Origin of the sequence: Actinobaculum suis (genome assembly GCF_900618115.1) — a bacterium.
Classification (GTDB): domain Bacteria; phylum Actinomycetota; class Actinomycetes; order Actinomycetales; family Actinomycetaceae; genus Actinobaculum; species Actinobaculum suis.
Genome location: NZ_UYIO01000001.1, coordinates 1,732,162 through 1,757,394, shown reverse-complemented (window position 1 = coordinate 1,757,394; position 25,233 = coordinate 1,732,162). Strand labels below are relative to the sequence as shown.

16 protein-coding genes are annotated in these 25,233 nt (G+C 58.5%); 15 read left to right on the top strand and 1 reads right to left on the bottom strand.

Translation table 11 applies throughout. From position 1 onward, the window contains the following. The first annotated feature begins 15 nt into the window (after positions 1 to 15). The 11 genes from H8274_RS07175 (at position 16) to ffh (ending at position 20,229) form a co-directional block, all read left to right on the top strand. Positions 16 to 450 (top strand): cytidine deaminase, encoded by a 435-nt coding sequence (locus H8274_RS07175; RefSeq protein WP_049618777.1) that lies wholly within the window; start codon positions 16 to 18, stop codon positions 448 to 450. A 968-nt stretch (positions 451 to 1,418) separates the two neighbouring features. Continuing rightward, complete coding sequence (locus H8274_RS07170; protein ID WP_185934182.1) at positions 1,419 to 4,511, top strand: CshA/CshB family fibrillar adhesin-related protein; 3,093 nt, start codon at positions 1,419 to 1,421, stop codon at positions 4,509 to 4,511. A gap of 195 nt (positions 4,512 to 4,706) precedes the next feature. Then, positions 4,707 to 6,236, top strand: a complete 1,530-nt coding sequence (locus H8274_RS07165) for a SpaH/EbpB family LPXTG-anchored major pilin (RefSeq protein ID WP_185934181.1) — start codon at positions 4,707 to 4,709, stop codon at positions 6,234 to 6,236. 252 nt (positions 6,237 to 6,488) lie between these two features. Further along, positions 6,489 to 7,658 carry a class C sortase gene (locus H8274_RS07160; RefSeq protein WP_185934180.1) on the top strand — a complete coding sequence of 390 codons (1,170 nt, stop codon included), beginning with the start codon at positions 6,489 to 6,491 and terminating at the stop codon, positions 7,656 to 7,658. A gap of 187 nt (positions 7,659 to 7,845) precedes the next feature. Beyond that, positions 7,846 to 9,624 carry a bifunctional folylpolyglutamate synthase/dihydrofolate synthase gene (locus tag H8274_RS07155; RefSeq protein WP_244924564.1) on the top strand — a complete coding sequence of 593 codons (1,779 nt, stop codon included), beginning with the start codon at positions 7,846 to 7,848 and terminating at the stop codon, positions 9,622 to 9,624. 115 nt (positions 9,625 to 9,739) lie between these two features. Beyond that, positions 9,740 to 10,153 (top strand): nucleoside-diphosphate kinase, encoded by a 414-nt coding sequence (gene ndk / locus H8274_RS07150; RefSeq protein WP_049618772.1) that lies wholly within the window; start codon positions 9,740 to 9,742, stop codon positions 10,151 to 10,153. 315 nt (positions 10,154 to 10,468) lie between these two features. Continuing rightward, positions 10,469 to 14,392: a chromosome segregation SMC family protein gene (locus H8274_RS07145; RefSeq protein ID WP_244924563.1), complete on the top strand. Its 3,924-nt coding sequence runs from the start codon at positions 10,469 to 10,471 to the stop codon at positions 14,390 to 14,392. A gap of 224 nt (positions 14,393 to 14,616) precedes the next feature. Then, a complete protein-coding gene (locus tag H8274_RS07140; protein WP_065414633.1) occupies positions 14,617 to 15,930 on the top strand; it encodes a hypothetical protein in 1,314 nt (437 codons plus the stop codon). A 130-nt stretch (positions 15,931 to 16,060) separates the two neighbouring features. After that, positions 16,061 to 17,230 carry a signal recognition particle-docking protein FtsY gene (gene ftsY, locus H8274_RS07135; protein WP_065414632.1) on the top strand — a complete coding sequence of 390 codons (1,170 nt, stop codon included), beginning with the start codon at positions 16,061 to 16,063 and terminating at the stop codon, positions 17,228 to 17,230. A gap of 86 nt (positions 17,231 to 17,316) precedes the next feature. After that, positions 17,317 to 18,222 (top strand): diacylglycerol/lipid kinase family protein, encoded by a 906-nt coding sequence (locus H8274_RS07130; protein WP_185934179.1) that lies wholly within the window; start codon positions 17,317 to 17,319, stop codon positions 18,220 to 18,222. Positions 18,223 to 18,579: 357 nt separating this feature from the next. Beyond that, the gene (gene ffh / locus H8274_RS07125; protein WP_185934178.1) at positions 18,580 to 20,229 is read left to right on the top strand and encodes a signal recognition particle protein; all 1,650 of its coding nucleotides are present in this window, start codon (positions 18,580 to 18,582) and stop codon (positions 20,227 to 20,229) included. A gap of 151 nt (positions 20,230 to 20,380) precedes the next feature. Here ffh and H8274_RS07120 read toward each other — a convergent pair whose 3' ends face one another. Further along, on the bottom strand, positions 20,381 to 21,649 hold the full coding sequence (locus tag H8274_RS07120) for a cation diffusion facilitator family transporter (RefSeq protein WP_244924562.1): 1,269 nt from the start codon (positions 21,647 to 21,649) through the stop codon (positions 20,381 to 20,383). 274 nt (positions 21,650 to 21,923) lie between these two features. Between H8274_RS07120 and rpsP the strand changes: the two genes are divergently transcribed. The 4 genes from rpsP to trmD all read left to right on the top strand — a co-directional run bounded on the left by rpsP (position 21,924) and on the right by trmD (position 25,188). Next, positions 21,924 to 22,430 carry a 30S ribosomal protein S16 gene (rpsP, locus tag H8274_RS07115; protein WP_244924561.1) on the top strand — a complete coding sequence of 169 codons (507 nt, stop codon included), beginning with the start codon at positions 21,924 to 21,926 and terminating at the stop codon, positions 22,428 to 22,430. Beyond that, a complete protein-coding gene (locus H8274_RS07110) occupies positions 22,430 to 22,669 on the top strand; it encodes an RNA-binding protein (protein WP_049618767.1) in 240 nt (79 codons plus the stop codon). The genes rpsP and H8274_RS07110 overlap by 1 nt, the downstream gene beginning before the upstream one ends. Positions 22,670 to 23,092: 423 nt before the next feature. Further along, the gene (gene rimM / locus H8274_RS07105; RefSeq protein WP_338067699.1) at positions 23,093 to 23,686 is read left to right on the top strand and encodes a ribosome maturation factor RimM; all 594 of its coding nucleotides are present in this window, start codon (positions 23,093 to 23,095) and stop codon (positions 23,684 to 23,686) included. 2 nt (positions 23,687 to 23,688) lie between these two features. After that, on the top strand, positions 23,689 to 25,188 hold the full coding sequence (trmD, locus tag H8274_RS07100; RefSeq protein ID WP_185934177.1) for a tRNA (guanosine(37)-N1)-methyltransferase TrmD: 1,500 nt from the start codon (positions 23,689 to 23,691) through the stop codon (positions 25,186 to 25,188). Positions 25,189 to 25,233 lie beyond the last annotated feature (45 nt).

The following is a 25,233-nucleotide window of genomic DNA, read 5'->3' as shown; positions in this document are numbered from 1 at the left end:
TGATGGAGGTAAACAATGGTACAGGCAGTAAATTCGCCCGAGGTGGGTGCGGAAGTTTGGGAAAAGCTCCATGCGGAAGCAGTGGAGGCAATGCGAACTGCTTATTGTCCATATTCAGGTTTTCCGGTGGGCGCGGCCGCCTTGGCTACTGACGGGCGGATTTATACCGGCGCGAACGTGGAGAATGCTTCCTATCCGTGCGGGCTATGTGCAGAATGCGGGCTGGTTTCCAGCCTCGTGCGGGCCGGCGGCGGCAGGCTAGTAGCTTTTACCTGCGTAGACGGAAGGGAGCGGGCAACGGTGCCCTGCGGGCGGTGCCGGCAATTGCTACACGAACATGGCGGGCCGGAAATGCTCCTAAAACTGCCCGGTGGTATCGCGCCCCTGAAAGAAATCCTCCCGCAAGCCTTCGGTCCTAGTGACCTCCTGGATTTCCCCAACCGGCACTAGTAGGCCCCGCCGCAATAATCTTCCCGGTGGACTAATTCCGCGAAATTGGACAGTGGAACTAATTCCGCGAAATTGGACAATCGGTGGGCGCAACATAAAACGCGGAATTTGTAAATAGTGGGTGCTACTAATTCCGCGGAATCGGTCAGGCGGTAGGGGAACGCAAATCGCGGAATTGGTGAGTGCGAGAGTTGTTTACCAAGTCGCGGCAGGATTTTTGGGCAGCGCAAAACAAACGCCCGAAAAACTCTCGCCATTAATCAAGTATTCAAACACGCGCGTCTGTGCGTCCATTAATTGTGTGAAAAATATTTTACGAATCTGCAGGTCAAGGCCTAGTTTTGGCGCTAGAGAACGGTGTTAGTATGAAAGCCGTTTACAGCGATCACCTGTTTTCCTGTGGTTTCCTGCGGTTTACAGGGTAGGGCACAGCATAGGGCGCGGCCGGTTGGGTGCTAAATAAAAAATCCTTGGCTTGCGGCCCTGCGAGGAAAACGCGAAAACTGTGCGGTGCCGGAGTCACGCCCGGCGGCGCAGTCAGTTCGGTAGATCCGAGCGGTTCGGTAGATCCGAGTCCACGAAATCCGCCAGAACCGCGGGAACGGGAACCAGAACTGCGGGAACGGGAACCCGAACCGCGGGAAGCGGTCCGCATACGGACGGTGGTTGCTGAAGCGCAAAACTGTCTTGGCCGACCGGTTGAGGCAGAATCTCGCCTCACCCGGGAGAATCTGATGAACCATGGTCAAATATCGCGCGGGCACCGCAATGCATCTTGCCGAAGTGCACGATGCCGAGCACGCCATGCCTTCGCGGTAAGCCCGCACCAGCCGGCCGTTTTCTTTGGCCGGGTCGCAAGCTGGCGCACGGGCGAATCCTCTACTCAGGCTGCTAGCCGGCACGCGAGCAGGAAAGCTCGCCGGCGTAAAGGCCTCGCACTCACCGCCTGCCTCTCCATATTGCTAAGCATGGCCAACTTTTTCGTTACCCCGGCCATGCCCCAGGCACACGCCGAATTCGCGGAAAGTGGCCAAAGCCCGTACCGCGGCATGATTGACTGGGTCGATTGGGACTCCGCGGTAGACGGAATTAAAAACGAGGGCGGCACTACAATTCCGGCTTCGGCGTTCCCGCTTAAGCAAGAAAGCCGCACCCAAATTGGCGACGGCGTCCTTGTCACCACCTGCATTGTGAATGGCGGTTATGCGGATCGAGCTACGTGGCGGTCGAACAGCATCGAAGCGTATCGCCCCGGTTGGAATTACAACGGTGTCCCAAGGCCTAATGATCGCGGCTACCAAGGCGGTGCTTTCGACCATTTCTACGGCAAAGAGCGAGTAACCGATAACGGCATTGTTGACAACCGCGGTTTAGCGGCTGGTATCGGCGGGAATGCCGGCTATCGGCGCTTCGATATTTCTTGCTCCACGCGGATGGAACGCCCCGGAATGGCACCGGTGGAAGTGCCGATCAAAGGAATGGTTTTCGCCAATGCGGAAACCATCGACAATGTTGAAGCCATAGGCATCGTTCCGGCGGTACAACCGGGTAAAGATCTCTCGTGGCGCCTGCTTGAGAGCAGCAATATGTGTTCGGCGTCGAATCGCCAGTACGTACATCGCGGCAGTCTATACAGCGATGTTTTCGATATGTACAGCGGGGCACTCAGCTCGCCGGTGGACAATAACGGCGGTCTCCACCCGAATGCAAAACGAAATCGGCGCTTCTACTACAGCGAACAAAATATTATTACGAAGAAACCCGCAACCCCGCCAATTCCGAATGTAACGCCAGAATTCTCTAACAGCCTTCGCACAGACGACGCCGTTATGCTCAGCTCTCCGAATGAAAACTGCTGGGTCCAGCGGAATCGTTCCAACTACAATGCCGGCAACTCCATTAATCCGCGCAACACTTTCGACTATCGCGATGAAACCGGGCACAACCGGCCCGAATCAGACTTTTATGGTCCCTTTACTACGCTGTATGCCGATAATGCATATGGCGCGGAGGTCATGTTCCAGAACAACGGGGGAAATGACATCGCTATCGGCGTCGTACTTGGGCTAGATATGGGAGACGCGCCGCAAAGCTACTCGAATGCGGCGGCGCTCAACCAACCCGATATTACGGGCGGGGAGATTCCGTGGGGCGAAGTCCACGATGCGCTTGACCTAGAGAAAGCGCGCCTCGCCCCGGTTGCAGAACCGCGTTTTGGGGATAACGTCGATATTGATACCGCCGATTATGCACACGCGCGCGGCTCTTGGTACACCACGCGCGGAGATGACGATATTTCTTCTACCGGTGCTGTTGACGATGAGGATGGGATTACTGAACCCTTGCTCGTCTACGCGCGCCCCGATACGGCCTACCGGAAAGCGGTTACTTGTACCGGCGAGGACGCAAATGTAGCTGCCTGGCTGGATTGGAACGGCAACGGAACTTTCGAAGAGAAAGAAAAAACGACCACAACTTGTAATGGTGGCGAAGCAGACCTGGATTGGTACGTTACTGGAGATATGGTCGATACTTCACGGCCGCCCGGGATGTATCCCAGTGCTTTACGCATGATTATTTCGACCGACGCCCAGCCTTTGCGCTACAACGGGATTACCCGCGACGGCGAGGTGGAAGACCATGCCGTTACCCTGGTAGTTCCGGGCGTGACCGTACAGAAGGCCATTGTTGATCAAAACGGAAAACCCGTGCAGGCATCGCCGGGTACGCTCGCGGACTGGCAGTTCACTCCAACCCAGAACGGTCCGAGCCTTCCTGCCGGCGATCCAGAAGCGGGCAATATTGCCTCCGCGCCGCAGGCTACGAACGCGGATGGCACTATTACTTGGCCTTTGCAGTTCAAGCCCGGAAATCCGAAGAACCCGATAGAACTCGGTAGTACGATCACGGGTTTTGTACCTGCCGATCCGATTACTTTTACGGAAACACAAAAACCGGGTTTCCGGTTCTACGACGATGGGTCTGGGGCATCGTGTACGGCGCCCACTCAGCCCGCTAATGAGCGGTGGCAGCCCGGGCATCACCGAGATACTTATGCTTGGTCAGATCCGCAGGTTTCTACGCAGCCGGCGCCGAACGGGTTCACACTTAGCGGCGTCGATCCGGGAACCGTGCTCAACTGTACGGTAACCAACCAGCCGCTGGGGCAGATCAGCGTCAAACCAAGTATTGATAGTTCTGGTTTGCCGCCGGAACAAGCGGGCGGGTTCACGCCGGATCCGGGCCTGCAATTTAATGGCGAATACAGTTGTGTGCCACCCGAATTTGACCCGGCTGGTCAGCAGCCAATCACGGGTACTTGGGGTCCGGTTGCCGCGGGAGAAACGTGGACTTCCGATCCGGGGAAGGACCGCATTCCGGTGGGTTCTTCCTGCACGGTTACCCAAACTGGGGTGCAGAGTACGACGCCGGACAACTCGGCCGCGCATCCAATGGCCGGATCATCAAAGTACCGCTGGGATGAAACGCAACAGCCTGGCCCGGTAGTGGCGGCAAATGCGCAGGTATTTGGGGACGCCGTGCCAGTTGCTGAGGTAAAGAACCCGGTGTCTGCGCTGGCGGCTGCGGATCTGATTTTCCGGAAGACGGATGCACAGCAGCGGCCGCTGGGCGGGGCCGAGTTTTCGTTACAGGGCGGGCCGGGGCCGGCAGGTGCAACGGATGAGGTGGATTTGATTATCACCGATGCAACGAGCGCGGAAGAGGCTGCGGACGGCCCGGATGTGGATGCCACGGAGGGCGGCTTCCGGGTGAGAGGGTTGCCATTGGGGACTTACACGCTGACGGAAACGCAGGCTCCGGGTGGTTTTGCAAAGCTCAAGGATCCGATCACGTTTGAGATTACGGACGCTGATGTGGATGCGGGCAAGAACTTGGGTGATGTGGTCAATGAGCGGGTTTCGGCGAGCGGCTTACCGGGCTTGCCGATTACCGGCGGGACGGCTGCATCGCTCTTCATCCTGGGCGGCGTGGCAATTGTGGCGCTGGCTGGGATAGCCGGACTGGTGGCGTTGCGACGCCGGCAGGCGGGAGCTCAGTAAGTACGAGGATTGGGCACTAATCGGAAGGAAATATTGAGGCAGAGGATTCCACGCGAGCAGGGCTACGGCCTTCGCCGTGAGACTACTGCGTCTAATAAGGCAGAGATTCCACGCGGGCGGGGCTACGGCGTCGTCGGAGGAACACTCTGAGGAATCGTAATAACCGGAAACGAAAACTATTCGTAAGGAATGAATATGTCGAGGAAAACGAAAAGCTTCCGCGCGCGGATGGCGGCGCTCGCTGCGGGCGTGCTCACCATCTCTTTCGCGGGCGGGATTGCCGGAATGGCGGCGCTCGCTCCGGCCGCTCACGCAGAATCAGGCAATATCAACCCGGACGCCAAGGGTTCGATCACGATCCACAAGTTCGCTAACCCGGATCTGGGTAAGGCGGGCGATGGTACGGAGCTAAAGGACGGCGAAAAGCCCACGACGGAGCCGATTAGCGACGTCACCTTTACTTATGCGAAAGTAAAAGACATCGACCTTTCGACCAATGTCGGCTGGACTTCGGCCCAGTCGTTGACGGTCGACGCTAACGGAAAGATCACGGGCAAAGGACCAGCTAGCCCGAAGACTCCGGAGTCTCTGGTAGAGATGGAATTCACGACCGAGGAAGCAGTTGATTTCCCGGCGACGGACAAAGAAGGAAAGGCTACTAAGGCCGAGTTGCCAATCGGTGTTTACCTGGTAACGGAAAAGTCGGCTCCGAAGAATGTGACCGCGAAGAGTGCTCCGTTCTTGGTGACGATCCCGTCCCCGAATAAGGCGGCTCAAAACGGCTGGCTTTATGACGTCCATGTGTATCCGAAGAATACCGTGCTCAATCCCGATGACCTGCCAGTCAAGAAGGTTCTCGACCAAGACAAGGTGCATTTCCCGGGGGATGAGGTTGCATGGCAGATCACCCAGAAGGTGCCGGCTCTCGGTACTACTGAGAAACTATCCACCTTCAAGGTAATCGACGACCTTCCGGAAGGCGTTAATGCCGTTACTGAAGATAAGGTCACGGTAGAGGTATTGGGAACCGATAACCAAAAGGTAGACGTTACGCCGCAGATTTCAATTGAGGCCTCGACCAACACGGTTACGGTTGACTTTGCGAATGTTTTGGACCAACTGAAGTCCGGATATACCGTGAATGTGACTATTCGTGCTACTGTTGACGATTCCTTGAACGGGCCACTGACCAACCAGTCGCAGACCGTGATCAACAATGAGACGTATAAGTCGTCCAACCCAGGTAAGCCTGGTACTGAAGAACCGACTACGGTTGACTTTTCGACTCTGACCATCAAGAAGGTCAATGGTCAAAACCTGACCCTCGATGGTGCCACCTTCTCTATCCAGCCGGCTGTGAAGGACGGATCGGGACCGGATGAGAAATTTGATCCCGTAGAGATAACTACCGCTGAAGGTGGGGTAGCAACCCAAAATCTTGCGGTAGGCAAGTACTGGGTGAAAGAAATCAAGGCTCCGGTTGGCTACGAAATTGATAAAAAGTGGGCTGATGGGCAGCTTGTCAATGTTGTGGCGGATGCGAATACCAACGTGCAGACGATCACCAACCTCACCGCTGGTGATGCCGGTAGCAAGCTTCCCGGCTTGCCGCTGACCGGTGCGCAGGGCGCGCTGATCCTCGCCGTCGTGGGCGTGGTGCTTATCGGCCTGGGTGTTTGGGCCGGCGTGGCTTCGGTACGCCGCCGCAAGGCCGAACAAGAGTAAACCCTAGTTAGCTAGGTCGCCATTTATTCCCCCGCATCTTTCTCCGCTTGGGTTTTTCCTGCGGGGTGGGTGCGGGGGAATATTTGCCGTTTTCCATTTTCCATTTGGTTCTCGTTTTCCGCATTTCACTTGCCACATCTCGCTTTCCGCATTTCACTTGATTCCACCTGTCACATTTCGCGTTCCATTACCACTTCGCTTCAAAACCCGCGAAAGAAGACCAAAAAACTTGAGAAAGAAGGTGCGTCCAGGATGTCAGATAATCCTCCCGCAAAAATTCCTGAAACAGCGCCCGAACCCACATCGCGGCCGGGTACCGGTGGCGCGGAAAGCTTTACTCACCCAGGTCCAGAGGCCAATACGCCAGTAGCATCGGGGGTGCCTGCACAGTCGGAGCTACCTGCACAGGAAAAAGCCTCGAAAGTGGCTGCCGTAGCGCCGGCTCATAAATCTCCCAGTCGTCTTGGTGCTTATCTTCTGCCTGCGGTTGCCGCGATCCTAGCGCTCGTCGGCGTGACTGTTTTCCTTTATCCACAGGCTGCACAGTGGGTGAATCAGTATCGCCAGGCCAAGCTGGTTGATGCCTATAACGCCTTGGCGATCGCGGCTGACCCACCCGCAAATGAGCAGATTGCGCGCGCCGAAGAATATAACCAAGCTTTGCGGGGCGGGGGAATGGTCGATATTGCCGGTCACGTACCGACCCTGAACGAGACGCAGGCCAATATTAAAACTCCGGAAGAATACGGCGTACTTCCCTATGAGGAACAACTAAAAGTACAAAGTGACGGTTTGATGGGGCGGATCAAGGTACCCGCGGCCGACGTCGACCTACCTATTTACCACGGAACTTCGGATGCGACCCTGCTCCGCGGTGCCGGCCACCTGCAAGGTACCGCGTTGCCGGTGGGCGGGGAAGGTACCCGCACGGTGATCACGGCACATCGCGGACTGGCAGAACAGGCTATGTTCACGCACTTGGACCGCGTGGCAAAAGGTGACGAGTTTTCGATCGAAGTTTTTGATGAAGTGCTGGTCTACCGCGTGGTGGATATTCAAGTTGTGGAACCAGAAGATGTAGAGAGCATCAGGGCTGATCCGAATCGCGATCTGGCGACGCTTATCACGTGCACTCCGTTAGGTATTAATACGCAAAGAATTGTGGTTACTGGGGAGCGGGTGCTTCCCACCCCGAGCGACGCCGTGGCCGGTGCGCCGAGCGATCTACCGCACTTTCCATGGTGGATCGTATGGTGGTTGCTTGCGTTTGTAAGCTGTTGCGTTTTCTATTTCTATGCGGCGCCGCGTCGCAAAAAGAACGCAAAACGGAAACCGGCAGCGCACCTAAGCCCGGCCAGCGGGACGGGTCGGGCCGTTGGGACAGATCGGGCCGGTGCGACGGGTCAGGCTGGCGGCGCATAGTATGCCGGCGGCGCATAGGTGCTAGCGGAGAGTAGCAGGCAAGCGGCACAGCGGAAACCGGCGGCACATAGCTGAAACCTTTAGCACGAAATTGCCTGCCCTGCCCAGCACAGTGATGAGCTAACACTTCGGGCACAGTGATGAGCTAACACTTCGAGGTGAAGTGATTTCGGGGTAGCCTTGGGCGGTGTCTGCACAGGAGGATTGGATGAAGAAGAACGATGGTTCGTCTTTTGGCGTGAGTGGTGCGAACCCAGGAAGCGGTGCGAACCCGGGGAACAGTGCGAACCCGGGAAGCGGTGTGAACTCGGGGAATAGTGTGAACCCGGGAAGCAGCGTGAACCGGGAAAGTAACGCGAACCCGGAAAAAGCCGTGATAGAAAATGCTGAAATTCGTAAGATCGTAGAATTCAATGCCCTTGATGACGCGGAGCAAGAACGTGCAGCTGCCGGAGAGGCGGAAAACGCAGAGGAAGCGGAGCTGAGTGAAGCTTTGCAGATCCTCTTGGGATCGGAACTGATCGCCGGGCCGGATCCGAGCGTCGTCGAAGACGTGAAGGCACAACCCGAACCTGAAACGGAACCGCTCGCGGACCTTGCAGCAACCGCAGCTTTGGACGCCGAGGTGGACGCAATCTACCAGCAGATTCTTACGCGCGCGCCGGAACATAAGGTGCAACCGAGTTTGCAACGCGTACAGGACTGCTTGGACATGATGGGCAATCCTCAAAATTCATATCGTAGCGTGCACGTCACCGGTACGAACGGGAAAACCTCCACGGCACGGATGATTGAAGCACTACTACGCGAAATGGGTTTGCATACCGGGCGTTTTACTTCCCCACATTTGGAGAACGTGCGGGAGCGGATTTCAATTAATGGCGCCGCAATTTTGCGGGAAGATTTCATCCAGGCGTGGGAAGATGTGGCGCCTTTCGTGGAGCTCGTGGATAAACAGAGTGTGGCGGCAGGCGGGCCGCGGATGAGCTTCTTCGAGGTGTTCGTGGTAATGGCATACCAGGCATTTGCGTATGCGCCCGTGGACGTGGCCGTAGTAGAAGTCGGCATGGGCGGGGAATGGGACGCCACGAATGTTATCGATTCTTCGGTAGCAGTATTGACGCCGATTGCTTTGGACCACCAACGGTGGCTGGGAGCTTCGGTGGAAGAAATTGCACATGAGAAGGTTGGGATTATTAAACCGGGAGCGGCGGTTATTAGTGCGGCGCAAACCCCTTCGGTGCTCGATATTATTGCGGATAAAACTCGTGCGCAGCACGGGCGTTTGGAAGTTTATGGCCGCGATCTGGAAGTACTGAACCGGGAAACCGCAGTTGGCGGGCAACTGATTTCTATTCGTACCCCGGCTGCTACTTACGAAGATATTCCGCTGGCTTTGCGCGGAGATTTCCAGGCGGAAAATGCGGCTTTAGCTTTGGGTGCGGTGGAAGCTTTCCGCGATGGTGGCGCGCTTTCTGGGGACGTAGTGGAACACGCTTTTATGGCAGTTTCTTCGCCCGGCCGCTTGGAAGTGGTGCGCTCTTCTCCCACGGTTGTGGTGGATGCTGCGCACAACCCGGCCGGGGCAGAAGCTACCGCCCGGGCGCTCGCGGAATACCATCCGGGCCGGCGCGTTGGCGTGATCGCCATGATGGCAGACAAAGACGTAGAAGGCACGCTCGGTTTCTTTGAACCAATTTTCGAATCGGTAGTAGTTACCGATATGCCGACCACGCGGGCTATGGACGCAGACGATCTGGCAGAAATTGCGCGCGATGTTTTCGGAGAAGACCGCGTGAGCGTAGAACGCAATCTGATGAACGCCATCGATACGGCGGCCGGCCTCGCTGAAGAAGACAACCCGGAGCCGATGATCACGCCGGTGGTTGTAGTAACCGGTTCGATTGAACTGGTTGGCGAAGCCCGGCGGCTCATGGGTAAAAAAGCCCCTGACGGCGCCGAATAACTAATTCCGCGCTTTGTGTGCGGCTGGCATAACGGGCGGAAGAGTACACATTGGTGCAGATACCCACGTAGCGGACTTGTGTGCACAGCCGGCAAATTCATGGGAGGATCGCCTCATGACCGAACGGGTATTTATAATCGTGAAACCGGATGCCCTGGAGCGCGGGCTTTTGGGTGAAATTTTGGGCCGGATTGAAAAGAAGGGCTTTGCTTTCGAAAAGCTCGAGCTGACGAACCTGGATAAGGAACGGCTGGGACAGCATTATTCCCACATTACGGATAAGCCTTTCTACCCGGATGTAGAAAGCTACATGACGTCTGGGCCAGTCGTGATTGGCGTTGTGACCGGGCATGGAGTGGTAGCGGCGGTACGGCAAATTGTGGGTGCCACCGATCCGCTCGAAGCACAGCCGGGCACCATCCGCGGCGATTTCGGCCGGTCCTGGGAAGATGGAAATATGCGTAACCTTATTCACGCGTCGGATTCCCCGGAAAATGCGGAAAGGGAGATTTCCATCTGGTTCGCATAAACGCGGAAAAGACAAATCAATAATCAGGCTGGGTGCGGGCGCCATGCTCGTACCCAGTTTTTGTTGCCAGCAGGCCGCAGCCGGCAGCATGGCACAAACCGCGGAATTGGTTTCGGGAAGCGGCGCGGCCGCTCCGCACGAAACCCGAAACTACTAATTCCGCGAAAACTGCCCCACACAAACCGCGGAATTAGCCCCGAGGTCCGAGAACCGGGCCCAACACAAACCGCGGAATTGGTGCTGGCGGCCGGTACCGCGGCTCGCCATTGGGTGGCGTCCGGGCTTGCGCGGGCGGCATCGATTATCCTTGATGCCGTGCATTTGAAGTCGTTGGTCATGCGTGGATTTAAATCCTTTGCTACTTCGACGACGATGCGTTTCGAACCCGGAATCAACGCAATAGTTGGGCCCAATGGTTCCGGAAAGTCTAACGTCGTCGATGCTCTCGCTTGGGTTATGGGCGAACAGGGAGCCAAATCCCTGCGCGGCGGGCAAATGTCGGATGTTATTTTTGCCGGCACCGCAAAGCGTCCTGCCCTCGGCCGCGCCGAAGTGTCGCTTACTATCGATAACTCAGACGGTGCTTTGCCGATTGACTACGTGGAAGTGACGATCACGCGGCGGCTTTTCCGTAATGGTGGTTCCGAATACGAAATCAACGGTTCCCCAGCCCGCCTCCTCGACATCCAAGAACTGCTTTCCGATACCGGTATGGGCCGGGAAATGCACGTCATTATCGGCCAAGGCCGGCTCGACCAAGTGCTCACCGCCACCCCGGAGGAACGCCGCGGCATTATTGAAGAAGCAGCCGGGGTACTCAAACACCGGCGGCGCAAAGAACGCGCCTTACGCAAACTCGAAGGCATGAAAGAGTCTTTCACCCGGGTAGAAGATCTCAGTGCGGAACTGCGCCGCCAGCTCGGACCTTTGGCCAAACAAGCAGAGGCTGCGCGCCGCGCCCAAGTTATTCAAGCCACGGAAAGGGATGCCCGTGCGCGCCTATTAGCTGACGACGCCGCCCAACAGGCCGCGCGCATGCAAGCCGATACGGTGAGCGAGGCCGAAATACGCGAATTACGCGCAGAAAACAAGCAAGAAACCGCGCGGGTGCGCGAAGAAGTCGCCGCCGCCGAAGCCGCGGTCGCAAAAGCCGCTCCAACTGTTGCTCAGTTCACGCGCCAGTGGCAGCAGGTGAGCTCCCTGGAGGAAAGATCGCGTTCCTTAGTGCAACTAGCGCAAGAACGGCAACGTTCCCTGCGCGCGGCTACGGGTAGCGCAGAGCGCGGCGAAAACCCGGAAGATATACGGGCGCGTGCCCGCAAAGCTCGTGCGGAAGAAGAAGATCTGAGCGCCCAAGCAACCGCCGCCCAAGACGTTCTCAATGCGGCGATTAGTCAGCGTGAAGAAGCCGAAAGTAAAGAACGGGAAGCCGATAGCGCCTACGCGGCTGTCAACCGGCAGATTGCTGACCAACGGGAAAACGCGGCCCGCCTGGCCGGCCAGCTCAATACGGCCCGCACTCGCCTGGAAGTACTTACGAGCGAAAAAACGCGCGTAACTGCGGAACAGGAAGCCGCCGCGCAGCGTGCCCGCGCGGCCCAAAAAGCGGTCGCGGAAGCGGAAGCGGCCCTCGCCGGAACTAATTCCGCGGAAACTGACAATTCCCTCCAGCAAGCGCACGAGGCCGCAGCGCAGCGCCTCGCCAGTGCCAAAGCAGCAGAAGACAGCGCCCGTACCGCTTTGAATCAGGCTCGCGAACGGCTGGCTTCCGCGCGCGCCACAGCTGAAACCCTCGCACAGTCTTTGGCACCCGCAGATGCCACGGCTTGGGCCTTGCCCCATGCTCGTGGGCTCGCCCGTGAATCTGTGACCGCGCTTCCCGGGTGGGAGGCAGCAGCCGAAGCAGCATTGGGTGGCGCGGCTAGCGGCGTCGTCGTAAACACTCTCGCCGACGCCGTAGACCTGCTGCGGCAAGCTCACGCCGAAAAAGCAGGCCACCTAGACATCACTATTGCGGCCGTGCCGGGAGCACCCGAAAACAGTTCCGCAGATGTTCCCGAAAACGCCTCCGCAAAAGATCCCGCTGACGCTGCCGCATCCACGGCAGCCGCCGCTGGCACCCCCGCATCCGCCGCCGCATCCACGGCAGCCGTCGCTGGCACTCCCACATCCGTTCCTGAAAACGTTCTGGATCAAGCCCTCGAAGTGGCATTTACGGCAACTGCTGGCACAATTGACACCGAAGCCGCGATTCGGGCGCGTGATGCTTTACAGTTTTCGGGTCCGGCCGCTGCGGCTTTGCGCGCACAATTAGCCGGCACGGCGCTCGCGGCGGATTTGGTGACGGCTCGAAAACTTGTGGAAGCTGGCGCTCCACGCGTGGTCACGGCGGCTGGCGAGATCTTGGAGGCGGCGCATGTGCGCGGCGGGCAGGGGAGCGGGGCGGCGGTTTTGGCTCGGCAGGCCCGCTACGAAGAGGCCCGGCAGGAAGTAACCGAAACCGAGACTGCGGTGGAAACCGCTACGCAAGAGCTTGCGCGGGCACGGGAAGAAACCGCTTCCCGGCAGGCAATACATACCGAAACGGGTGAGCAACTGGCTTCGCGTGATTCTTTCGTCGCCGCCAAAACCGCGGAATTGGGAGCCTTGCGGCAAACCCTGGCGGCCGCGCAGGCAGAAGAAAACCGCGCCGTGGCGCGTTTGGAATCTTTGGCGCAAGACATTGCCAAACAAAGCGACCGGGTATCCGAGCTAGAAAACCGCGTGGCTACTCAACAAAATGCCGAGGCGGTTGAGCTTCCACCCGGTATCGAACTTACGGTTTTCGGCGCGGGCGCGGTTGCGTCTGCTAGCGCGGTTGCGTCTGCTAGCGCGGAGGCGTCCGGAACCTCTAGTTCACAGGCGTCCGGAACCTCTAGTTCACAGGCGTACGGAACCGCGCAATCTTCGCCCTCGCAAGTTCCGCAAACTCCGGAAGCATTGCTTGCACAACTGGAAACCGTAAAACAAGCAGCGGCGCAGGCGGCACGGCTGGCACGGCAACAGGAAACGGAAGCGCGTCTTGCGGTACGTACGAAGGAAGAACGTTACCGGGCGATTATGGGCCGGGCCGATGCCTTGGACCGGAGTGCCCAGGCGGCGGAGGAACGCATCGAGCGAGAAGCGCGCGCGGCGCAACGGCGGGCGGCCGCGGAAAAATCGGCAGCGCAGGTCGAACTGTGGGCGCGGCAAGCACTTTCTCATGCTGCGGCCTTGGTGGCCAATATCGACCAGCAACGCCAGCGGGCGGAAAAGGAACGGGAGGAACTGGACGCCGCGCTCACGGCCTTGCGGTCCCGGCTCGATTCTCTCAATTCTCGCGGTCGGGAGCTTGATGATGCGAGCCATCAACGGGAACTAGCCGCATCTCAACAGCGTTTGCGCTACGAGCAGCTGGGGGAAAAGTCAGCTTCGGAGCTGGGTATGCCACTGGAAACTTTGGTGGCGGAATACGGCCCGCATATGCCCGTTCCCACCGCGGAGGGCGAGGTTCCTTATGTGCGCGAAGAGCAAGAGAAGCGGCTGGCGAAGACACAACGGCAACTGGCGCGCTTGGGCAAAATTAATCCCCTAGCTTTGGAGGAACATGCTGCTTTGGCGGAACGCCAACAATACTTGGCAGACCAATTAGCGGACTTACGAAAAACCCGGGCGGATTTGCTGGAAATCGTCAAGGATGTGGATGCGCGCGTAGAGACGATTATGACTTCCGCGATTGCCGATGTTTCTGCCCGCTTCGTGGAAGTATTCGAAAAACTGTTCCCGGGTGGTGAAGGGCGGCTTGTCCAAACCGCGCCGGAGGACGTGCTGACCACGGGAATCGAAATTGAGGCGCGCCCGCCCGGTAAACGTGTGCGGCGGCTATCTTTGCTTTCCGGTGGGGAAAGGTCGCTGACGGCGATTGCCTTCCTAGTGGCGATTTTTATGGCTCGGCCCTCCCCGTTCTATGTGATGGATGAGGTGGAAGCGGCGCTCGACGATGTTAATCTTTCCCGCCTCCTGCAGATTTTCTCCATGTTGAAAGAAAACTCGCAGCTGCTGGTTATTACCCACCAAAAACGTACGATGGAAATCGCCGATACGATTTACGGCATTTCGATGCGCGAGGATGGGGTGTCTACCGTTGTCTCGCAACGCCTCGCGGAGGTGCTACCGGAATCCACGTCTGAAGAGAATGCCACCGCCGATAACCAGCCGTAAACAATTCTCAAACTTCAGATTTCCAATTCGTAACTTTATTCAGCGGTGCTTAGCTTGTTCGTTATTAGCGAGCCGCGAAAGGGGTGTGCAACCCGGAGCGAAGGAGCGTTATCAGTGCCAGAACGCCAGAAGTTACGCAAACGTAACCCAAGGTTATGAAACTGCAATGGTGACACTCGAAGCAATAACGTAATTTCGGGCCAAACACTTGAGATAATCAGATCGTGTTGGTTCTCTTCATTGTTTTTGCTGTGATCGTCGGCGTAGTCGTCGTCGCTATTGGAATAACTTTGAGCCCCCGACGGTGGAATCCTACCGATTGGGTGTCTGAATCGTGGCAAGCAATGCGTGCGGATGAGCTCAACCTTGACCAATACAAGGTGGAAGCTCAAGATGAGCGCGTCGCCTCTATGTTTGAAGAGTTCCCGCGGGAATCGGAGGCCTATATTTCGGCGGAAGCTGTGGAGGACCAGCTCGATCGCTTCCGGCGGGCAGAGAAGAATGTTTCGCGTAAGGCACGGCAACGGTTGCGCGGTGGGACGGAGCGGTTGCGGGATAATATGCAACGTCCGCAAAATGACCAGGTAACGGCGGATTCTCCGGGCTTACAGAACCACACGAAACCCGTGCAGAACCACACATTGCGCCCGCAGGAGCACACGTCGCCCACGCAGAACCGCACGGCGCTCGCGCAGAACCGCACGGTGCTCGCGCAGAACCGCACGACGCCGCACAACCTACCTGCCGCAAAGCAAACGGTTTCGCCCGCTCCAGCGGCCATACCAACACCAACCGTTTCGCGTAGCGGCGCCCCGAATTATGATTTCGCTACTAATATGCCGGCGGTTGCGGTTCCGCGCCGGCCGGCTGCCCGCCCTTACGCGGAACGCTGGGCCGATGGGTGGCAGGCGATGGAAGCGCGGCGCACGCGTACAGACAGTGAGGCTCGCACCGCGCCGGTAGGAACGACGACGCCGGAGCCAGCCACTTTCAACACCGCTTCCAATACCATCTCTACGGAGGCGGAGCCTGCAGCAGATAGGCCGGAGGAAAGGCCCGAAACTGTTGCTGCTGCGGTCCCAGAGGCGCAAGCAGCTCCCGAGATTCGAGAAACGGAAGAAACCGGCATCGGCAGCGAAGGTTTCGAAGTGCAGTGGCCGAGCCTGCGCGAAACCGCCGCAGCAACTGAAACTCCGGCCTCGGCCGCAGTTTCCGCGGTGGCGGAAACTGCTACGTTTGTCGAAACTCCCGCCGCAGCGGAAACTGCCACGCCGGCAAAAACACCGGCCCCGGTAGAAACCTCCGCTCCGGCCGAAGCTGCTGCGCCCGCGGAGACTTCCAACCCGGCGGAAGCTTCGGTGTTGGCAGAAACCGCGGAATTGGTAGAAGAGCCGCGGCCGGTGAGTTCGCTTGAAGATGCGCAACGCGAAGCCGCTATGAACCGGGAAGACCTTTTGGCCTGGCTCGACAAGGCCGAAGCCAGTGCGTGGGAACCGTCCTCCGGTAAGATCGAATTCCCTGACCGGCGTACGGCCTAACACGCCGCACCAAATAACCAGCTTGCACTAAAAAACCAGTTTGCCCCGGCGGGTGCCCGGTTGCTCATATTCACGAGTTGCGTGGGCAATAATGCTGGAAAAGCAGTGTGAGCTCTGCGAAACTGGCTAGGTGGATACTCCAGTCATTATTGCAATTGTCATCGCCGTCGTCTTGGCACTCCTCCTGGTGCCCCTGCTCGTTTCTGCGATCCGGAAGAACGCGCGGCGGGAAGAACTCGAACGGCAAGCCACCCAGGCGGAAGCACTCACCACCGCGGAAACGGAAACAGCATCCCCTGAAACTGCAGAAGAAACGCCTACCACCGTTACCGCGGTCGCTATCGAACAGCCCGAATCGGTACCTTCGCGCATGCAGCGCTTGCGCGCCCGGCTGGCCGGCGCCGGCGGCTTTGGGCAAGCTATCCTCTCGATTATTTCGCGGGGCGATCTAAGCGCCGCCGATTGGGAAGAGCTGGAAGATACGCTCCTCATGGCGGACGTCGGGCTCGAATCCACCGAAAAAATCATGGACAACCTGCGCCAACGCGTGAAAGTGGCCGGCACTCGCGACCCAGAAGAAGTGCGCCAAATCCTGCGCGAAGAACTACTCAGTTTCGTTGGTCCCGATATGGATCGGTCACTCAACCTGGCCCGGCATGAAGACGCGGAGGGAGCCGTCCACCCGGCTTCGCTCCTCATGGTGGGTGTGAACGGTACCGGAAAGACGACGACGGTTGGCAAGCTCGCCCGTCTGCTGCGCGCCGAAGGAAAAACTGTACTCCTGGGCGCGGCGGATACTTTCCGTGCCGCCGCGGCTGACCAGTTGCAAACCTGGGGAGAACGCGTGGGCGTGGAAACCGTACGCTCCGATAAGGAAGGTGCCGATCCGGCGTCGGTAGCGTTCGACGCCGTACACCGCGCCGATGCGGAAGGGCTTGACGTAGTGCTCGTTGATACCGCGGGACGGCTGCAAAACAAGGCCGGGCTCATGGACGAGCTGGGCAAAATCAAGCGCGTTATGGAACGCACAGCACCCGTCAGCGAAGTATTACTCGTGCTGGATGCCACGACGGGCCAAAACGGAATGCAACAGGCACGAGTTTTCGCGGAAGTCACCGGAATTACGGGAATTGTGCTGACCAAGATGGACGGTACCGCGAAGGGCGGCATCGTTATTTCTGTGCAACGCGAACTGGGCGTGCCGGTGAAACTGGTGGGGCTGGGCGAAGGGGCGGACGATCTGGCGCCCTTCAATCCGCAAGATTTCGTCGATTCCCTGCTCGGCATCGAAGAAAAATAGCGCACGAGGCGGCACGGAGCACCGGAAAGCACATAGGAACTAGGTGTAGGTTCCGGCCCGCGCCGCCCTAAAGCTATGTGACGAATATGAAGATCAAAAACGTAACTTTGCTGTACCGCCCGGCGGCCGTACGCCGGTATGCAAGCAAACTTCGCAAGTTCGTGCGCGAACTGGAAAAACTGGGGGTCACCGTCCACCAAACGATGACCGGAAACTCGCAGGTCACGCAGATGGTGGTACGGGAACGCTTGCGTACCCGCGATACTGATGCGCTCATCATCTTCGGTGGAGACGGTTTTTTGCACGCTGTTTTGCAAGAGACCGCGGGAACCGATATGCCGTTAGGTATTATTCCGGCGGGAAGTGGGAACGATTTCGCGCGGCATTTGCGGATTAGCAAAGATCCGCGCCGCGCCGCCGCGGTGATTGCCGCCGGAAACGCTCAGCCGCTGGATCTTGGTTACGTGGAGCCTCTACCCGCGGGAACTCGCACCGGCCAGTGGTTCGCCACGATTGCTTGTATCGGTTTTGATTCGCGCATTGTGGCCCGCACAAATTCGTTTAGCTGGCCGCGTGGCACCCTCCGGTACGTGATTTCCCTCCTTGTCGAACTGCCTAACTACGGGGCCGTCCCGGCGCAAATATATGCGGACGGGGAACTGGTACATGACGAGCGGATGACTTTATGCGCGGTCAGCAACACCCGTTTTTATGGCGGCGGATTCCCGATCGGCGTCGGTGCGCAGCCCGACGACGGCGTACTCAACACGACAGTAGTGGGCGGGATTGGAAAAATCCGGTTGGGCGCAAATATTCCGCGTCTGTTCACCGGCGGTTTTACGAAAGTCCCCGAAGTGAAAGTAATCCGCGGGCAAGAAATCACCGTGGCCGGGGCACGTGGGCTCACCTGCCATGCCGATGGGGAAGCCGTCTGCCCAGCGCCATTCCGCGTGCGAATTGTGCCCGGCGCGATGCGCTTCCTGGTGCCCTAAACGCACGCGTGCCCGCCGCAAGACCGCGGCGGGGAACATACTGGGAACCGCGCCCCAAAACCGCGCCCCAAAACCGCGCTGCGAAGACCGATCCCGAAGGCCCACCCCGAAACCGCGCCGGGAAACCTTGCGGCAGAAACGCGCCGCAAGACCACGCCGGAAAACCTACAAAAAGCTGGGAAAGAAAGAGGGTTTTCCCACCGGGAGGGCGCGGACGGGCGGGACCGCGTAGACTTATCCTCAGATTCGTATCCTTGCCGGGTGCCGGGAGCGGTGCTGGTAGGCCGCGTGCCGCGGGGCCGCGCGCTGGCGGGGATGTGACCGTAAATGGACGTAACTGATTGACCGAGGCTGGACTTGTTTAATTCTCTTTCCGATCGCATTACCGGAGCATTCAAGAATATTCGCAAAAAAGGGGTTCTCACCCAGGCGGATGTGGATAAGACCATCACGGATATCCGCCGCGCCCTCCTGGATGCAGATGTGGCCCTGCCGGTGGTCCGTGAGTTCACGGCTAATGTCCGGGAAAAGGCTACGGGAGCGGTACGTTCCCAGGCGCTCAACCCTTCCCAGCAGATCGTCAAGATCATCTATGCCGAACTCGTAGAAATGCTGGGTGGGCAGGCCAGGGATCTCAATTACGCCCAAGGCCGGCCCACGGTGATTATGCTCGCCGGGCTACAAGGTGCCGGTAAAACCACGCTCGCCGGCAAGCTCGGGAAATGGTTGCAGGCGCAGGGCCGTAAAACGCTCCTCGTGGCTTCCGATTTGCAGCGGCCCAATGCCGTCCAACAGCTCCAGGTAGTAGGGGAGCGTGCGGGTGTGGACGTGTGGGCGCCCGAACCGGGGAACGGGGTTGGAGATCCGGTAGAAGTTGCCCGGAGCGGCGTTGCCCATGCCGATAGTGAGGGATACGCGGCGGTTATTGTTGATACGGCCGGCCGGCTCGGTATCGACGAAGTCCTCATGAAGCAGGCGGCAGATATTCGCGACGCGGTGAACCCGGACGAAGTTTTCTTCGTCATTGACGCCATGGTCGGCCAAGATGCCGTAGCTACCGCCAATGCTTTCCAGGAAGGCGTGGGCTTTACCGGCGTTGTAGTTACCAAGCTCGACGGCGATACGCGAGGCGGTGCGGCACTTTCGGTCCGCGGCGTTACCGGGCAGCCGATCCTCTTTGCTTCCACCGGTGAAAAACTCACCGATTTTGAACAGTTCCATGCCGACCGCATGGCCTCCCGCATCCTCGATATGGGTGACGTGCTCACCCTTATTGAGCAGGCTGAACGCACCTGGAGTGAAGAACAACAGGCCGAACTCGCTTCGAAGATGAGCGCCGGGGAATTCGATCTGAACGATTTCCTGGTGCAAATGAACCAAATCAAGCGCATGGGTTCCATGAAGAAGCTGCTCGGCATGCTTCCTGGCATGGGCCAATTCCGGAAGCAGCTGGACGAATGGGATGAATCTTCCATGGTGCGTATCGAGGCGATCATCCAATCCATGACGCCCGCAGAACGCGCCAACCCGAAGATCCTCAACGGTTCGCGCCGGCAGCGTATTGCCGCTGGTTCGGGCACCACCGTGCAAGAAATTAATTCGTTGATCGAACGGTTCACGCAGGCCCGCAAAGTTATGCAGCAAATGTCGAGCGGTATGCCCGGCATGCCGGGAATGCCCGGTGCGGGCGGCGGTTCGCGGCGGCAAAAGCGGGCTCAAAAGCGCCGTTCTGGAAACAAGAAGGGCCGTTCGGGGAATCCCGCAAAACGGGCCCGGCAGGAAGCTGAAGCCGCAGCAGCCGCACAGCGGCGTGAACAAGCCCGGGCGGCTAACCCTTCCGGGTCTGCATTTGGCGGTGCGGGTGCGGGCAGTGCCTTCGGCGCAGGTGCACAAGATGCGAATCTTGCGGCCGGTTTGGGCGGGCTCGGCCTGCCCGGTAACGCGGGGCAAACCGGCGGGGAACAACCAGATATCGACCTGGACGAGCTGAAGCGTTTCCTGCGGTAGACGAGGAGAAGCGTTTCCTGCGGTAGACGAGGAGAAGCGTTTCCTGCGGTAATTAGTGGCGTTGGCTACCGGCGTCGTGGTTGCACTTACTTTTCCGGTGAGGGCGCGCAGGCTGGCCGTGGCTTAGCACGAGAGGCTTGACGCGAGGGGGTTAGCCCCGGTTCCGGTTCGGGGCCCCGTTTGGCAGCTGGTTCGCGTTTGGGCCTTGTTCGCCCGCAACCCCAGGTTCTGGAACAGGTTCCGATACCGGTTTGGGGCCCCGTTCGGCCCCAGGTTCTGGAACAGGTTCCGATACCGGTTTGGGGCCCCGTTCGGCCCCAGGTTCTGGAACAGGTTCCGGTTCGGTGAGAGCTTCGATAACGACGTCGGGAATCGCATCTACCACCCCGCCCAAAGGTACATAACCTTCGGGAATGTCTTCGTAGGAGCGCGGATCTTCCAAGGGTTCTACGTGAATGAGTACCCGCAGGCCCGGCACCGCTGCGCGCAATTCTTCGGCAAGATCTTCCGCTGCCTCATGCCCTTCCCACACCGTCCATGAACCGGGGACTAGCATGTCCAAGTTTGCGTATGAATCGCGCCCAGAAACCCGCGTTTGCAGCCCGTGGAAACGGATATTTTTTCGCGCGTGGCTACGCAAGATCTGCACTATTTTCTCGATTTCGGCAGCAGGGAGCGCAGCATCCATCAGCCCGGCCAAAGATTCACGCACGAGTTTTGTTCCCGTAAACAGAATATTGACGGCCACCAGGATCGCAATAATCGGGTCGAGTTGCTCCCAACCGGTTACCGCCACCAAACCGATCCCAACCACGACGCCGACGGAGGTAGCCACATCGGTGAGCAAATGTTTCCCATCCGCTTCCAAACTAATTGAGCGGTGTTTTGTACCTGCCCGCAATAAAATAATGCCCACCGCGCCGTTGAGTACCGAGGCGATTGCTACTACGAGAATGCCCCAACCCAGATCTGAAAGCGGTTGCGGATGGAGCAGATGATCCACCGCCGAAACGATAATCACCGCTGCGGCCACGAAAATCATGGCGCCCTCCACCGCGGAAGAAAAGTATTCTGCTTTCGTGCGCCCATACTGATAACTCGTATCAGCCGGCTTCCCGGCGGCAATCAGCGCGAGCAGAGCGATTACCGCGGCCACCAAATTGACCAGCGATTCTGCGGCATCAGAAAGGAGGCCTACGGAGCCTGTCAAAAAATATGCCCCCGTTTTCAAAGCAATAGTGATGACTGCGGCTGCTACCGACAGCCACGCGTAGGCAATTAGATTGACCTTCTTTGGCTGTGTGTTTTGTGAGTGTTTCACCTGTTCCGCCTGTTCCGCCTGTTCCGCCTGTCCTACCAGTTTGGCGTTTGCGTCTGCTGCGCGTCTCGCACCTGCTTGCACCTGTTGCTTGTCCTGCACTTTGCTATTGTCCCGGAAACTCGGCCGTTTCGCCATCTCGGGCAAGGAGTGCGGCGGAAGACCGGGGTGCGGAACTCCGCTGGCTAACAACTAGCAGCGGTGATGCGCTCCACCAGAATAGGAACTGTTATAACCCCGGATTTTCTGGCAGAATAAACGGTTGTACTTGGAAGGTCTCAAGCCCTCTCAATTGGGATGCTTCTTTGTTCATGGGCGCGAAAGGTGTGCGTAGTTACCCCCAACGTCCCTTCGGGTCCGCTTAAGTCAGAAAGGCATGACCGCACAAGTGGCAGTCAAAATTCGTTTGAAGCGCATGGGTAAGATCCGTGCGGCGCAGTACCGGGTTGTCGTCGTCGATGCACGTAAGAAGCGCGACGGCCGCGTGATTGAAGAGATCGGCTACTACGATCCGAACACCAATCCGTCCACGATTCTTATTGATTCCGAACGGGTCCAGTATTGGCTCGGCGTGGGCGCACAGCCTTCGGATCCGGTTCGCGCGCAGCTCAAGGTTACCGGTGATTGGCAGAAGTTCAAGGGCTATCGTGATGGCCAGGAAGGCCGGCTGCGGTTCCCGGAAACCGTTAACAAGGAAGAAGCTCGCAAGGCGGCAGTGGCGGAAGTGCAGGATGAAGCTGAAAAGCATCGCGCTGCCGTAGCCGAAGCCAAGGCCAAGGAAGAAGCTGAGAAGAAGGCTGCGGAAGAAGCAGCGGCAGCAGAAGCCGCGGCGGAAGAAGCAGGCTCTGCAGAAGATGCAGCTCCGGCCACTGAGGAGAACTAATGCTAGTTGAAGCGCTCGAACACCTGGTTAAGGGAATCGTAGATGCGCCGGATGAAGTGGAAGTTGTTTCCAAGGAAACCCGCCGCGGTGAACTTCTCGAAGTTCGCGTGAATCCGGATGATCTGGGCCGTGTTATTGGACGCGGTGGGCGCACAGCTAAAGCCCTACGCACGGTAATGAATGCACTTGCCGGGCGCGGTGGCGTGCGAGTTGATGTGATCGAAACCGATATCGCCTAGTTCAGCAAGTTCAGCAAACTGAGCTAGTTGAGATAGCGGCTAACTGGTGAGGCCGGTCCACCCCGCAGGGTGGGCCGGCCTTTCCTGTACATGCCACCGCGGGTGCGTTGATCTACCCGGGGCCGCGTTGAGCTGGCCGTGGACGGCGGTGCTCTGGCCGGAAGGGCGATGGGCTAGTCAGGGTGGTGTTGAACTAGCTAGGGATGGTGTTGATCTGAACGGGACGGGGTAACCTACCCGGTACGGGGATGAAGATTGCGGTGGTTCGGCGTCGTCGGGAACAAGGCTCCGGCATGCGATAATGAGGCGCTGGTAGGCAGTACCGGGGCGCTCTGCAAAAAGTGGGTACGGCTCTCCGCCGCCCCACGGGCGCCGTATAAACCGCCATAATAGAAACGGCACAAGTGCGCACAAACGGCACGAATGGGAGACGTAATGCAGCTGACGGTAGGCGTGATTGGCGCCGCGAAGGGCCTGAAGGGCGAGGTGCGGCTCGAGGTCCGTACCGATGCGCCGGAAAAACGTTTGCGAATCGGTAATAAGCTCGAAACAGATCCGGCGGAATTTGGGCCGCTCACGGTGGCCCGCACCCGCGAGTACAAAGGTTCGCTTTTCGTTATGTTCGAAGAGGTGAAAAACCGCAATACCGCGGAAGAATTGCGGGGCACGCGGCTCGTGATCGAATCGGATGAAGACGAACCGGAAGATGACGCCTGGTATCCCCACGAACTCGTCGGGCTGGAAGCACTGGACCCGGAAGGCTATGAATTGGGGATTGTGGCCGGGCTCGAACACGGTGTGGCCCAAGACCTGTTACTCGTACGCGAACAAGACGGGCGGATCACGCGCGTTCCCTTCGTTAGCGAAATCGTTACCGAAGTAGATATAGACGATAACTGTGTGGTGATGGATCCACCGCCGGGCCTGTTCTCGGAAGAAGAGCTAGTTATTGTGGATGGCGACGCCGAAACTCCGGCCCCTTCCGCTCCGTCACCGGCAGAGGAGCACGAAAAATAGTTATGCATATTGACGTCCTTACGGTATTTCCAGAATTCTTCTCCGTCCTCGATCTTTCACTCTTGGGTAAAGCCCAGGAGAAAGGGCTTCTCGAAATCGCGACCCATAATCTGCGCGACTGGACGCACGATGTCCATCGCACGGTAGATGACACCCCGGCCGGCGGCGGGGCAGGCATGGTAATGAAACCAGATGTGTGGGGCGCGGCCATCGACGACTTGCTCGCACGGCGTTCCCAAACTAGCCCGGTAGGGGAGGCCCCGGAAAACGCCAACGCGGCAGCGGTAAAAAACGCTACCGCCTCACTCTCGGAAAGCGCCCTAGCGCCGGCCCCGGAAAACGCCACCGCACCGGTTCCACAAAACACCGTGTTGGCAATTCCGACGCCGGCCGGGGTTCCGCTTACGCAGGAAGCATGCGGCGAACTTGCCCACGCGGCACATATTATTTTTGCGTGCGGCCGCTATGAGGGCATTGACGCCCGGGTAGCCGCGCATTACGCGCAACGCGGCCTGCACGTATTTGAGTATTCTTTGGGCGATTATGTGCTCAACGGTGGGGAAGTTGCGGCTCTGGCACTGATCGAAGCGGTGGCCCGGCTGATTCCCGGGATGGTTGGCAATCCGGAATCTTTGGTAGAGGAATCGCATGGGCGGGCCGGTTTGCTCGAATATGACAATTACACTCGGCCGGTTGCCTGGCGCGGTTTGGAAGTGCCAGCAGTGTTGCTTGCGGGCGATCATGGGAAAGTGGCGCGCCTGCGGCGCGACCAAGCTATTGCCAAAACGGCTACGCGCCGCCCGGATATGATCGCTCGTCTGCAAGCAAGCGATCTTGATAAAAAAGACCGTGCGGCCCTTTCCCAGCACGGCTGGTATCTGAGCAAAAACAGTGCCCACCCGTGCCGTCTGCAAATCGAAGAACCACATCCGGATGATTTTTCGCGGCTCGCGGCGCTCGCGGCTCGCAATTTCCCGGATGCTTGCCCACCCGAAATGACGGAGGTGGCAATCGCGGAGTTCATTGCTGAGAATCTGAGCCCGCAGCGTTTTGCAGAGTATTTGGATCCGGATTCGCCGTGGCTTACTCTCGCCGCCTACGCGAATGGGGAACCCGTGGCTTACACGCTCAGTCTGATACCGGAAGGAAATGGCGTGGCCGGGCTGGAAGATGGCGCACCAGATGCTCAGATTGGGGATTTGCGGGAAGGCCCTCTCGTAGAACTCTCGAAGTTCTATGTGGATCGGGACTGGCGCTCTTCGGGGCTGGCCGGCGCGCTCTGGCAGGCAACTTTGCAGGAGTATCGCACGCGGCTCGCAGCTTATAAAGCTCCGTATGTGTGGCTGGGCACGAATGGCAAGAACCGGCGTGCACACAAGGCCTACCGCAAACTTGGGTTCCGTAAACTTGCCCACCGCAGATTTACAGTAGGCGGGATTCTGAACGAAGACCTTGTATTCGGCCGTCCGATTCTCACGGACTGGCCGGAATCCGAGGAATAGAACCGGAGCTGCAGTAATACCAAAGGAGCCAGAAAGACTAGGCGG